Annotated in this window: 12 protein-coding genes; 3 read left to right on the forward strand and 9 right to left on the reverse strand. The window is 67.4% G+C overall.

Annotated features, from left to right (window positions below):
- Positions 1 to 52: 52 nt before the first annotated feature.
- Together AC06E7_RS15170 and AC06E7_RS15175 are read right to left on the reverse strand one after the other, a co-directional pair.
- Positions 53 to 4,027 (reverse strand): deaminase domain-containing protein, encoded by a 3,975-nt coding sequence (locus AC06E7_RS15170; RefSeq protein ID WP_478065195.1) that lies wholly within the window; start codon positions 4,025 to 4,027, stop codon positions 53 to 55.
- Positions 3,961 to 7,674, reverse strand: a complete 3,714-nt coding sequence (locus AC06E7_RS15175) for a hypothetical protein (RefSeq protein ID WP_478065196.1) — start codon at positions 7,672 to 7,674, stop codon at positions 3,961 to 3,963. Before AC06E7_RS15175 ends, AC06E7_RS15170 begins: the two co-directional genes overlap by 67 nt.
- A 312-nt stretch (positions 7,675 to 7,986) precedes the next feature.
- Between AC06E7_RS15175 and AC06E7_RS15180 the strand changes: the two genes are divergently transcribed.
- Positions 7,987 to 8,298 (forward strand): hypothetical protein, encoded by a 312-nt coding sequence (locus tag AC06E7_RS15180; protein WP_095364192.1) that lies wholly within the window; start codon positions 7,987 to 7,989, stop codon positions 8,296 to 8,298.
- Between the two features lie 106 nt (positions 8,299 to 8,404).
- Here the strand turns inward: AC06E7_RS15180 and AC06E7_RS15185 are convergent, their stop codons facing one another.
- Both AC06E7_RS15185 and AC06E7_RS15190 read right to left on the reverse strand, forming a co-directional pair.
- Positions 8,405 to 8,680, reverse strand: a complete 276-nt coding sequence (locus AC06E7_RS15185) for a helix-turn-helix transcriptional regulator (RefSeq protein ID WP_478065197.1) — start codon at positions 8,678 to 8,680, stop codon at positions 8,405 to 8,407.
- A gap of 67 nt (positions 8,681 to 8,747) precedes the next feature.
- Positions 8,748 to 9,044: a hypothetical protein gene (locus AC06E7_RS15190; protein WP_478065198.1), complete on the reverse strand. Its 297-nt coding sequence runs from the start codon at positions 9,042 to 9,044 to the stop codon at positions 8,748 to 8,750.
- 452 nt (positions 9,045 to 9,496) lie between these two features.
- Between AC06E7_RS15190 and AC06E7_RS15195 the strand changes: the two genes are divergently transcribed.
- Positions 9,497 to 9,730 (forward strand): hypothetical protein, encoded by a 234-nt coding sequence (locus AC06E7_RS15195; RefSeq protein ID WP_478065199.1) that lies wholly within the window; start codon positions 9,497 to 9,499, stop codon positions 9,728 to 9,730.
- Positions 9,731 to 10,122: 392 nt separating this feature from the next.
- Positions 10,123 to 10,413, forward strand: a complete 291-nt coding sequence (locus AC06E7_RS15200) for a hypothetical protein (RefSeq protein WP_478065200.1) — start codon at positions 10,123 to 10,125, stop codon at positions 10,411 to 10,413.
- Positions 10,414 to 10,466: 53 nt separating this feature from the next.
- On the opposite strand, the gene AC06E7_RS15205 is transcribed toward AC06E7_RS15200, so the two are convergent.
- The 5 genes from AC06E7_RS15205 to AC06E7_RS15225 all read right to left on the reverse strand — a co-directional run bounded on the left by AC06E7_RS15205 (position 10,467) and on the right by AC06E7_RS15225 (position 12,356).
- A complete protein-coding gene (locus AC06E7_RS15205; protein WP_478065201.1) occupies positions 10,467 to 10,895 on the reverse strand; it encodes a hypothetical protein in 429 nt (142 codons plus the stop codon).
- Between the two features lie 70 nt (positions 10,896 to 10,965).
- Positions 10,966 to 11,220, reverse strand: a complete 255-nt coding sequence (locus tag AC06E7_RS15210; protein WP_478065202.1) for a hypothetical protein — start codon at positions 11,218 to 11,220, stop codon at positions 10,966 to 10,968.
- A complete protein-coding gene (locus tag AC06E7_RS15215) occupies positions 11,201 to 11,902 on the reverse strand; it encodes an HNH endonuclease signature motif containing protein (RefSeq protein ID WP_478065203.1) in 702 nt (233 codons plus the stop codon). Before AC06E7_RS15215 ends, AC06E7_RS15210 begins: the two co-directional genes overlap by 20 nt.
- Positions 11,899 to 12,219, reverse strand: coding sequence for a hypothetical protein (locus tag AC06E7_RS15220; protein WP_478065204.1), 321 nt, complete (start codon positions 12,217 to 12,219; stop codon positions 11,899 to 11,901). Before AC06E7_RS15220 ends, AC06E7_RS15215 begins: the two co-directional genes overlap by 4 nt.
- A complete protein-coding gene (locus AC06E7_RS15225) occupies positions 12,216 to 12,356 on the reverse strand; it encodes a hypothetical protein (RefSeq protein ID WP_478065205.1) in 141 nt (46 codons plus the stop codon). Before AC06E7_RS15225 ends, AC06E7_RS15220 begins: the two co-directional genes overlap by 4 nt.
- Positions 12,357 to 12,611: the final 255 nt, after the last annotated feature.

The raw sequence follows: 12,611 nt of genomic DNA on the forward strand, positions 1-12,611 counted from the left end.
GGGCGCGACGCCGCAGGACGCGGCGCCGCCGGTACCAGCATGGCCCATGGCGCTAGCTCATGCCAGCGTCCTGACGCCACTGGTCGAAATAGGTGACCAGCCCTGCGTCGGGCTCCAGCCGCTCCGCAGCGGCCGGCAGTGGCTCGAGCACGCGCGCGGGGGCTCCGTAGTCCACCATGTAACGCACCGAGAAGGGTTCGGCTTCCGGGAACCGGTTGCGGAGCTGTTGCATCACCACCCCGCCGCATGAGCGGCAGGTGTCCTGCAGCGTCCACAGCCTGAACGAGATTGCGCGCGGGTGGTCCTCCATGGCGCTGGCGATCAGGGCCTCGGAATCCAGCTTGCGGCTGAACGGACGCCCTTCGAGATTGTCGAGGTTGCGCACCACCGGCAGGCTGGTGATCGTCTTCAAGGGTGCTACGCCCTGCATCGCCTTGCGGGCATCGACGAAGCGGGTGCCGTCACCGAGCGATGCGTCTTGCCGCAATTGAACGTTGCGGCCCCGCTTCCCACCGGAGAGCGCGTACTCGATGGTCCGCTTGCCGTCATCGTCGATGATCTCGGCAAACGCCAGGTTGGCGCCCTTCAGGTGCGCCTGGATCAACCGGCCGGTATCCGGCAGGGCCAGCGCGGCCGCGTCCACCGGCTGCCAGGTGCCCTTGCCACCGGTCGCCGGCAGCAGCGCATTGAGGACGGCGGCAACCTGGTCGCGTTCTTCTTCCGTGGCGCTGCCCATCGCCTTCCAGTCCGGGATGCGGCGACGCGCGATCTGGACGAAGCCGAGCTGTTCGCGCTCGCCGGTCAACACACGGTCAGCGTAGCGCTTGAGCACATCCGGGCGCCCGCGCGCGGCGAAGTAATCGACGTACGCGTCGTAGGTGGGGAACTGTGCCAGCTGGTCCTCGCTCAGGCCGGGGCGGATGAAGCTGTAGGCCAGGCGCGCGATGTTCTCCCGGTCCTGTTCCAGGTACGGGCGCAGCAGGTTCATCCGGTAGCCTTCCGACGTGCGCAGGTAGGCATGGATGGCTGCCGCGTCGCGCTCGTCCTGCAGGCGGGTGAACTGCACTTCGGCGCCGGCCTCGAGGGCATCCGGTAGCGCGGCCTGGTAGAACACCCCATCATCGGGCTCGATGCACAACCCGCGCAGGAACGGTGTTTCCACCCGGATCGCACGCAGGCGGCGCGCATCCGCGATACCGGGAACCAGTGCGCCGACGTCCACCACGGGCAGCGTCTGCCGCAGGCGCGTCAGATCTGCCGCCTGCGCCGACATACCCAGGCCGAAGTCCGGCGCATCCACCAGCGTGCCGCGCAGCGCGTCGGGATAGCTCACGCTGGCGGGCAGGCCGAGCGCATCGCGCAGGGCCGCCGGCAGCGGGGGCAACGTCGGCGGTGCACCCTTCGCCGACGGGGTCCACGTGCAGATCTCGCCCTTGTGCACCATCAGGCGCAGCGTTTCACCGGTGCCGGGGGAGACATGGTCCAGGTCCAGGGTGAACTCGCGGGTGGCAGCGGCAAGGGCGTCCATGCGCTCCGGGGGAAGGGTGCCGACGTCCAGGTCGCTGGCCGCATCCGGTACGAAGCGCAGTCGCGACTGCCGCGCACACGGCAGCACCTCGAGCGAACGCCGCGGGCGGCAGCTGGCCGGCAGCGGTTGCCAATAACCGCGCTCGTTGGGCCAAACGTTGGCAGGCAGGGCTTCCAGTGCGTCGCCATCGGCATTGAGGCGGTAGCGTTGGCCTTGCAGCAGCACGTCCCACTCGTCATCCCCGTGTGCGAGGAACTGCACGGGCGTATCGCCCACCGATACCTGCAGGCCCTGTTCCGTGCGGCGTGCCGGAATCGTGGATGGCAGCTCGTGCTCGAAGGTGAATTCCTCCAGTGGCGGCCCATAGGCGTGACCTGTGATCAGGTCGAAGCGGTGCCAGGACGTGCGCTGCGCGACAACCAGCGCCACGCTGCCGTCGGCCAGCCGCGCCTCGGCCAGCGATGGCGTTCGGGTCTTCAGGGCCTGCACCGCGCCTGCCGGCGCAGCGCCCTGCGAAACAGCGCGCTCCACGGCCAGCGCCGATCCGTCCAGCGCGGTGCCGCTGCGCAGCGCCCGGCGCAGCCAACCTGCGCCCTCCAGCGCACTGTTCCAGGCGTGGCTGCCTGCCCACAGCGCGCCCTTGCCAACTGTTTCGATCGTGCCCAGGCCGCCCTTGCGCGCGACGTCCTTGCCCAGCGTCACCAGCGCGCTGCCGGCCTCGGCGGCAATCGACTGGATGGTTCGCTCGCCGGCCGCTTCCGCGATGCGCACGGTGCAGGCAACGAACCTGCCCACCTCCAGCACGGGTGCGTCCATCGCACACTTGGCGAGCGTGCCCAATGACAGGTCACCGGCCTGCAGCTGCTCGGCGCAGCCGTACCCTGGCACGGCGAATTCGGCCAGCTCGTTCAGTACATGCAGCTCGCGCTTCCGCCGTTGTTCCAACCCGGTCAGGTGGGCCAGCTCCTCGCTGCGGACGCGGTCCAGCACCGGCTGCCACAGATGCGTGGCGGCCAGTTTGGCGATGCCGCTCAGCTTCTGCCCATCGCTGCCGCGGATGGCCACGCCGGCAGACGCCAGCGACAGACCCGGCAGCGGGTTGAGGCCGTTGCCATCGCGGGTGCGCCGCACCGCGCCGCTGATCAGTCCTTCAACATCGATCAGCGGCCCGAGCACCGGGTCCGCCCATGCCCGGCGTGCCATGCCGGCCTGCGGCACGATTTCGTAATACGCCGGTGCGTCATCGCTACCGGCCGGATCGCAGCGCAACAGCAGGCCCTGGTCGGCCTGGCGGCCATCGCAGCTGACCCGCAGCGTGCTGCACGTCGCCTCCTGCAGCAGCTGGCGGTCCTCCGCGGGCAGGCCCTCCAGTGCCGTGGTGATCAGGCCGGCCAGGCCAGACTCCACGCGCCGCTGGTAGGTATCGAATTCGGCAGCGTAGCGGTCTGCGGTGGTGGGTCCGGAGGTGGACAGATAGGCATCCGCCACCAGCAGTGCCTGCAGCGAATCATCGTTGGTGACCAGGATCCGCTGCTGCGGATCGTCGGGCGGATCACCGCCCGCGGCCGAGGGTTTGCCCAACGCGTAGAGATGCGATTCGAATGCCACCAGGCGCGACGGCACGATGCCATGCTGCGCCAGGTAGTCCTCGCCGATATCCGCCGGGCGCTGCGACCACAGCGCTGGCGGCACGCCGGCTTCGCGCAGCGTTTGTGCCGCAACGTCCATGCGTCGCGGTGCGGGGCTTTCCAGCTGCTCCACATGCAACGCGTGCTGGCCCTGCTGCGCCTGCAGGAAGGCGAGTGCATCGCTGATCTGCTGCCCGCTTACCGCATCGAGCCGGGTGTTGGGGGGAATCACGCCGTGCGCGCTCGCACAGGCCACCGCCGCCGGCACCAGCGTGCGTGCCCACGCCTCATGCAGTGCATCGTGCTCGCCTGCGGCATCCACGGGCTTCGCCAGCTGCGCGGGCAGGGCGGTGAGCGTGTCGAAGTCGAGCCGGCCGCATGCACCGGGCTGCATGGCATTCACGAACGTCGCGGCATGCAGCAGCGACACGCTCAGGGGCGAGCCTGCGTAGCCCAGCCACTCCGGAATGCCGTTGACCAGCAGCGCAGGCTGCTCCAGCTCGCTGGCCAGCATCCAGTACACGATCTCCAGTGCCGCCGGTGATGCGCCGGGGTTGGTCTGCAGCACCGCATCGCGCAGCTCGCGGGCGAGGTCGGTAACGCGCGCATCGACCACGCTGGGCGAGGCGAATCGATCACGCAGGGCGTCGATCCGCTCAAGGCCCACATAGCGTTCCAGCATCAACCTTGCCAGCAGCGACTGCGCGCCACGCGGCGACGCTGTCTCTCCCGCGCTGCCGCCGTGCCAGCCGGCCTCGGCCAGCAGCGGCCGGCAGAACTCGGCGAACTGGCGGGTGCGGCTCATCAGCGCCCACGCGTCCACGGCCGCCAACGGCGCCGCATCGCTGTCGCGCTCATTGCGTGGGTGCAACAGCGAAAGCCCGAAACGGTCGAGCAGGGTATCCAGTTCGGGCAGGCGGGCCGGGTCGGGGCCGGACTGGCCGGTGCGGGCGTTGGCGTTTCGCGCAGCGCGTACTCCGGCAGCGCCCGCTCGATGGCATCGACGGGTGCGGGAAGGTCGCGGCGCGGCGCCAGCAGCGGGAACTGCAGGGGTGCGTCCGGCCCGCTTGCTGCACGCGCATCTGGCGGCAGCAGCGCGGTACTGAAGGCGATGGACTCATCGGTGGTCAATGCCGGGTAACGTGCACGCAGCGCGATCGCCAACGACAATACTGGTGCGCCGTCGTCGGCAGCCGTGCGCTCGCCCCATCCGCCCGGTTCTGCAGGGAGTGCGAGCTGGGCCTGTGCCGAGGCCGACAGCAGCGCGGTACAGGTGGCGGCCGTCAGCGGAGCGGCATGGTCCAGTCGCGACGGCGCGGTGCCGCCCGGCAGCGGGCGCAGCAGATGCCGCCAGACCGTGTGGCGCGCGTCGTCGCTGCCGCACCAGTCATCGAGCGCGGCGGGTCCTTCCATGATCCGCGTCCACAATTCCGGCACACCCTGCGCCTGGCGCGTCTGCACGCGCGAGGCGCTTGCGCGGTTCACCACGTTCACCAGGCCGCGCCGGTTGTCGTAGCCGTCCGGGGCGCGCCATAACGCGGCCAGCGCACTGGCCGGTTGCAGCGTCAGCCATTCGGCGGGTGACAGGTGCCAGGTCGAACCGCGCTCGAATGCCGTTCGCCAGCCGCCCAGCGTTTCACCACCGGGCAACACCGCCAGGGTGCGGAAGAAGCCGTGTGCAAGCTCCGGCGTGACCGCTTCCCTGGCAATACCCAGCGTCGAGGCGATCAGCTCGCGGCTTTCATCGCCGCGCATGAGCCGCAGCAGGGCGCGCTCCTGCTCCGCTGCCGTGGCCGGGTAGCGCTCGCTGCCCAGTAGATGGCGGATCACCGCACCAGGCAGCGGCCGGCCGATGCTGATCGGCGGCAGCAGCCGGCGCAGCGGCATTGGGTTGCCGCCCAGATCCATGCGTTCGAGCAGGTCCAGTGCCGGCGACGAACGGGTGTCGCCCACCCACGCAAAGAACGCCGCGCAGGTGCTGTACGCCACGGGGTACCAGGGATCGGCACGATCCATCGGCATGTCCAGTCCGGCATACAGCTGCACCACCGGTGCGATCAGCTCACGGGTCAGCACGCGCAGATCGCTGCGGCGCGGATCGATGACCGACTGCAGCGCCGGTTCCAGGTCGTCGTAGCGCGCCAACGACGCGGCAATGTGATGGAACAGCGCGCCCAGTTCGGTCGCCCAGTGCGTGCCCGCCATCGCCGCGCGGCGTTCCAGATGATCACGCCAGTCGGCAACCGCGGGGGCACTGCCGCGCCAATCCCAGCCTTCGCCGAACCGCAACGGATCGACCATCCCGCGCAGGCTGACCAGCAGGTCGGCCAGCAGCGCGTCGGCGGCATCCAGCACCTCGAAGCCGGTGGCATCCAGCAACGCGGGCTCTGCCTCGACCAGCCAGCGCCGCGTCTGCGCCGGGTCCCCAGGATGCGGGACCGGCATGCCGTACGCCTGGCGCATGCGAGCAAGGTGGGCGTCCAGCTGGGGCGCGGTCATCGGCACCGCCAGGCGTCCGGCGACGGTATCGGTCTGCCAGGCCAGCGCATCGAAATACGCGTGCGCTGCAGCCAGTGGGACATCCTCCTGCGCCTGCAGATGGCCGACGGCAGCGCTGCCGATGCGGGCCAGCGGGTGCAGCGCGGCAGCATCGGTGTCCTCGTGTGGGCCATGGGTCAGCACGTCCAGCATGCGGGTAAAGGCATAGGCGCGGGCGACAGCACTGTCGCCGCCTGCAAGCGTGCGCTTGGCGCCTTCGGGCAGCAGCGCGAAATCCTGCAGCGCGGCGTACCATGCGCGCGCGGGAGCAGCATCGAAGAAGGCTGCCAACGCCGCCGGCGTCGGCGTGCGCTGCTGCAGGTCGAGCCCGGCAGCAGCGAACGCATCGGTCACGGCGGCATGCAGCCCGGCCGGCGTGCGCGGCACCTGCCAGTCCAGCGCCTCCCACCAGTCGCGCGGCGGAATGCGGTCCATCAGCGGGACCAGTACCGCCAGTGGCAGCGTACCTTGCATCGGCACCATGGCTTGGGCGGCTGCGCTGCCGGGCAGCGACGGCGTGCCAGTCGGGACGAACGCCGGCACGCCCATGTCGGTGAGTGCACCGGACAGTGCCAGTGGCAGCACAGCGGGATGATGCACAGAGCGCGCCTCTGCAGTGGGTACCATCGCCGGCATCGGCGTCCGCTGTGAAGTTGCAGCAGGTTGTGCTTGGCGTGCCAGCAGCGCACCCATCGCCGCCGCCTGCGCGCGCAAGAGGCCCGGCACGGTGCGCCGTTCTTCCCAGCACTGGCCCGGTTGCGCGAGCGCGGTGCCGGGGCGCTGCCGACCGAGCAGCGCATCGCTGTTCGATGCAGGCGTGGCGGCGCCAGCTGCCGGTGTACAGGCAACGCTCTGCAACGGAAGCATCCAGGCGGCATCGAGGTCCAGCGTCCGCGCGGCATCGACAACCGCATCCGCTGCCCGCGCGGTGTGACCCAGCAGGCGCGCACCCACCGCACCGGCATACGCCACGCCGAAGCCCGTTCCCAGCATCTGCGGCAACTGCCACGGCACGCTCAACAGGCTGACCAACGCGCGGGCGACGCTGTCATAGCGGCCCAGCGGCATTACCTGTGCCTGGCAGTCGAGGCTGGATTGATGGGATACCGCCAGCAGCTCGCGGGCCAGCGCGTGGGGTGTGACAGCTGCGGACGATGCTCGGCGTTCATCGGTTGCACCGCCATGAAGCGCGGCCAAGCGCGCGTAAGTCGCCTTGATCGCGGACGCATCGAGCGAGTCGAACACCTTGGGCAGGCCTGCGCGCGGCTCGACCAGACCGGCATCGCGCTGCTGGCGCACATGCCGTAGTGCCCGCTGCAGCGTTCGCGGCGATGCTTCCGGTGCCAGCGCTTGAAGCTGGGCCAGGGCCCAGGCCCAGCGGAGGTGGTCATTCTTTCCACCGAGACGGTCCTTCTGAAGATCCAGCGCCACCGCGCGTGCGTCTGCCTGCCCGTCCTGCTGGCGACGTTCGAGCAGCAGTGCCTGCCACTGCCCGGTTGTGACGTGCATCGGGCGGTACAGCGCGTCGCGCAGTCGCTGCAGAAACGGGTCTGCAGCGGCGGTGGCTGCCGTGAGCCGCTGCCGTTCGGTGATGCATTCAACCTCCCAGTGGGCAGTTGGCAGTCGAAGCGCATGCAGCAGCACGCATCGCCATGCCAGCGCCTCTTCTTTTTCGCACACCGGCAGCACGCAGCGCCCTGCCAGCCACTCGGCAATGCCATCCCCAAGTGGCGTTCCCGGCAACCCTCCCTCGATCAGCGCGTGCAACAGCGTGGTGTCGATCGGTGCCGCAGCCAGGCGGTCGGCGAGCGCGCGCAGCTGCGTGTGGGGTACTCCACGCAGCGGCAGCGTGATCCCTGATTCCATTACCGTGCGGTTGTGCACCTGGCCCGGGCTGGGCATGCGCGCTGGCCGCGACGGGATGGCGGGCACGCGTGCCGCGGCAGGTGAAAGCGTGGAGAGGACGGGGGAGGGAGACATCGTCGGCACAGGCAGGGCGTCGCGGCAGGCGCAGGGGGCGCGGGAGGGCGCCGATCCTACCCACGGGCTCTGCTGCTGCAATCGACTACATCAATCGAACCTGACTGAACCATTCAAGCGCTGCTTCGAAGTCGTTGCAGGGCGCGGGATCCCGGCAGGCCGTCATCACCCGTGCGCCATCGGGCGGCGGTGTCGGGATCGGAATTGTTGTAGTGACGTGCCGACCGAGGCAGGCGTTCCCGGACAGCAATCCCCGGGTGCAGGAACAGGGGTACTCTGGGCAGTCCTCATTGCCAACCCCGGGCCCGCCGCATGGATTACCAGCTGATCATCAAGTTCTGGAGAAAGTCGCTGGACGACGAAGCCTTCCTGGCCACGCTCGAGGCCGAACTGGGCACCGCCCTGGGCAGCGCGGCCAAGCTGGACGGTTATGACGTCAGCGCCAAGGAGATCAACCTCTTCATGTTCACCGCCGACCCGCGCCCGGCCTTCCGTCGCGCCAAGGACGTTCTGGAACGGCTGGGCGTGCTGCACAGCGTGTCGGCCGCCTACCGGCTGGAGGGTGGCGCGCAGTTCACGTCGCTGTGGCCGACCCGCATGGCGCGGAAGTTCACGCTGCCCTGAAGGCAATAAAAAAGCCGAGAGTCCCAAAGGATCTCTCGGCTTTCCAGGGTCTTCGCAGACCCCGCATTGGTGGAGGTGGGCTCTACTGCATTCGCGGCTGAAAGCCTTATGCGGCAAGGGGGCGGGTGGTTCCCCCGGAGCCTGTACCCCCAGACGTACCCCCGGTTTCTTCTGCATGGTCTCGCTCCGAAACCCGCTCCGAAATCCAGCCCTCAACCTCCGATTCGACCCATCGAACCGAAGACCCCAGGGTGACCGGTTTCGGGAAGGTTCCGGCCGAAATGCGCGAATAGAGGGTCGACTTAGACAGGCCGACGCGGTCCATGACCTCTGCGCGACGCAGGAGGCGGCGGGGGGGAGTGGGCTCCGCGTGGGTGTTCATGTTTTTCTCCTGGGCCGCAGCTTGCGGCTGTTGCGTTGATGAGCTAGCGAGGCACGGCGGGGGTGTATCAGCCACTGGCTACCGGCCCTTTGCCCGGCATCTGCAAGCGCAATTGGACGACGTTCCCGGAGGGCGCTTCGATCACCGGCAGGATTTTCCGCGCGCTGCGGGCGGGGCGGTTGATGCGCTGCCATTCCGCCATGGCCGCGGCAGGCTCGGCATGCTTGCTGGGGGCCATGCAGCGGCATTCGACCAGATGGCCGCCTCCGGCGCTTAGGCCACGCATGTCAAGGATGTGCCGCGCGCTGTGCCCTGCGGCGCATTTGGGTAGCCCCTCAGGATGGCTGATGTGTCGCTGGGTCATTGGAGGATCTTCATTCGGAACGGTTCATCTCTTTGCACTTGTGGAGCCTGGTTGCGGGAGGCAGACTCGGGCGGGGAGTAGATGCAGTGGTGTATATGGCAACAAATCAGGCACCAGAGTCGTTTCATAGCGTCACTCTGTCGGTAGCTGGATCCGGGCACGCCTACACAGCCAATATCTGGCGAGGCGGGGCGAGGGAATGGCGATTGCTGTCCGTGGACGTCCACAACTGCGCGACGGTCGAAGTTAACTCGCCGCCTTTCGGGTCTTGCCGATCCGCTCTCGAGGAGGCTGAGAGAGTTGCCATCCAAGCGTTGATCAAGGGCGCCAAGATGAACGACAGCGCTGCTTAGCCAAGTCCCGGTGGCGGGATGGTCTGGACCAAGGCTTGCATCTTTTCCTGGGCTTCGGCTGGGCGTACAGTGCACCCGCCCATTCATCGAAGACTCGGAATGCCCGATCGCGCAAGAAGCAGTACCTTCCGAGGCAGCATCGGCGGCTACAGTGTTGTGCTCACCGTCGACCAGGACGAATCCGGCTTCTTCGACTACAAGGTCGAGATTGACGGCGAGCCAGTATCGATTCGACCGCGTCGGCTTGACCGCATGACGAGTAAGGGCGATGCCATGCAGGTCGGGGTTGCTGCCGTTGAAGCGTACATCGAAAGATTGCCGCGCAAGGCTTAAGGCCGCAGACCTGACGCGCGCTGTGCCTTGCGGTCGGCAGATGACGTGCATCAGGCAGCTCCGCTACTGGCAAGGTCACGGGGTCCGGGTTCGCCTCGACTTCCGTGCCGGTCGTGGAAATGACGGGCACTGTACCCGGAGGCGCACCGGAACACTGCTTGGGGACGGCTGATGTGTCGCTGGGTCATGCTGCGTCTCCAAGTGGAAGGCCGGGGCTGCACCGCGCGGATGCGGGCCTTTGCCAAATCGATGCATGAAAGCGCTGCCAACTCGAAGGCCAACGTCGTGATGCTGAATGGCTCAGCTGCTGCTGGTTCGACCCTAGTAGGGTCTGCACATCTGTCCTCACACCCCGCGTTGTAGGCTTCAGGCACCCCTAACGGAGCTTCCAAATGAGCCCTATCGAACCCGACAACCTTGTGACTCGCAACGGTGAAGTCGCCGGCGCCCAGTACATCATTAGCCTCAGGGTCGGGGCTGACGGTGACACCAGGATCGAAGCTATCGTCGCAGTCGTTGGCGACCAAGAGCTGCATGCGCCCGTCTCCGGCGCCGTCTTTGATTCCGAAGAGGCCGCGATGACCGAGGCGATCAAGACAGTTGAAGGTCTGGCCGGGAGTGACGAGCTGCACTCCGATGTGGCTGTCGCCAAGTCGGACGGAGGCCGTCCCGTCGGCAAATAAATCTGCGCCGAGGCCCGGAAACCCTGATCCGTGTTTGCAGTTTCGCGCGAGTTTCACGAGCGTTCCTCGGGATGCGCACGGCGGTGGTCGTCGATCAGCTGCTGGACCTTGCCCTGCAGCCCGGCGGCCAAGTCGCAGAAGTTCGGCACCACGGTGGTAGCCATGACGTGCAGCTGGTTGCGCATATCCAGCATCTCAACCACGGGGAATGAGGACTGCCCGGCGAGCTGCACGGTGCCGCCGGGCTTCACCGTGGACAGGGTCGCCGGCACTGCGTTCTGCAGTGCACGCTCCACCACGGCGCGGCCTTCGTCGGTAAGGTCGAACTCGTTGTTTTCCTCTCCCTCAGCGAGCCAGCCCAGTGTCTGCAGGTCCAGCAGCTCCTGCAGCTTCAGGGTGGTGTAGCCGGTCAGGCCGAACTGCGTGTCGCAGATGATCAGGTTGCGGACTGCGCCGCTGGTGGTGGTGTCCTCGGTGCTCATGCCTGGTACTCCATCAGGAAAGTGGGAACGTTGTGGCAAGGGGCCACTGCAGCCATTCCGGCGTAGAGGATCAGCCCCTCCCGGGAGGCAGCGCAGGCGCCTGTTGCGGCAGACCAACCGCTGTTGCGAGCTTTCCGGTTTCGTCCATCAGCCGGATCGCGTCGAGTTCAACCTTCACCGCGCCGATGTACGTGGTCGCTACCATGCTTGTGGTCTTGGCGCGCTCGATGACGTGGTTCATTTCTTCGGCGCTGAGGTTGTCGTCGTCCAGGCGCTCCAGCATGGCCACCAAGTGGTCGCGGACGTCACTGACCTTGTTCTTCATGCTGTTGCTCCTTCGTGCGTTTGTTGATCCGGCGGGTAATGCGCGCCTTGAGGTAGATGAGTTCTTTCACCTCGGCGGGATAGCGGTTGTGCAGCGTGTTGCGGCGCATGTTCTCGGCGAGAGTCACAACCTCCAGTCGGTCGGCGGTTATGTCCAGTGCGGCGAAGGTCTTCATTCCAGGCTTGAAGATCACGATGTGACCCTCCGGCACCGGGCCTTTGGCTGCCTCCCAGACCATCACGTGCACCGGGCGCCAGCGTTGGACCGGGAATACGGATGGGTCGTCCGTGATCTTCCGCATGAGTACCTTTCGCTTCGGATCGACCTTCTCGGTTCCGATCGGCACGTAGTTGCGCGACTCGCTGGCGGGCCGGCCCTTCTTGAACTGCGTCTTGGCCATATCTCCTGGTGCCCAGCCTGGGCGGCGCAGGCCCTTGTTCGGTGGCACTGAGCCGGGCTTGAAGCGCGCCGCGATGGAGGCGGGCTCTTCGGTGCCGTTCCACAGCCTTGCCAGCGGCTGCGTTTCGAAGTCGTCCGCCTTCTTGAGGGCAAGCTGGCTGGCGCGACGATAGACCGACGCCCGACCACGCCCCAGCACGTGCGCAATCAGAAAGGCCGGGAACTTGGGCCAGTTGATCCGGAGGGTTTCGTCCTCGTCGTCGGTCCACGCCCGGCCGTTCATAAGCTTTGATCTCCAGTCAGGGCGGCGCGCAGGTCAGCAACCCGCGCGCGCCAGTAGTCGATGATTTCGTCACTGCTGCGGCGCAGCGTTTCGTGGTGCCCGAGGGCGGTGGCCGCCTCGATGAGGTCGTTGAGAGTCTGGTGCTGGTTGGCCGGCAGCGGCTGCCCAGCGCGCAGGTCGCCAACCTCCGCCTGCAGCTGCTCGACCAGGTCGTGGGCTTGGGCCAGCCACTGGCGGTAGGCGTCCTTGGTCGGCTGCCGCATGCGCACCGGTACGCCGGCGTTGGCAGCGGGCGGCACCAGCACCAGGCCGCTCATGCCCGGGCGTCCCGCCTTGCTTCGGCCAGGATCTCGCGCAGGTCGTCCTGCACCTTGCGGTCCTCGCCTTGGGCGACGGCTGCGGCCACGGCCCGTTCCAGGGCGTAGACGCGGTCATTTGGGTGGATGAAGTTCATCGTTCGCTCGTTTGTTGCGTCGGGCGCAACGTGTTGAAATTACGGGAAAAAACTGTGGCGGCTTACCGAAATCTGTGGTTTATTGGCCCCGGGCCACTACTGGAACTAGCGAAATGAAACCGACCAGCTACGTGTTTCACCATCACAGCATCCGACCCCGCATCGTCTACGTAGAGGCTCTGCAGGCGTGGGTAGCAGCCACCAAGATTCGCCATTCGATCTCCCATCACGGGCTCAAGCTGCAGTCGTTGCAGA

It is taken from the genome of Stenotrophomonas sp. Steno-Z4, from assembly GCF_056393145.1.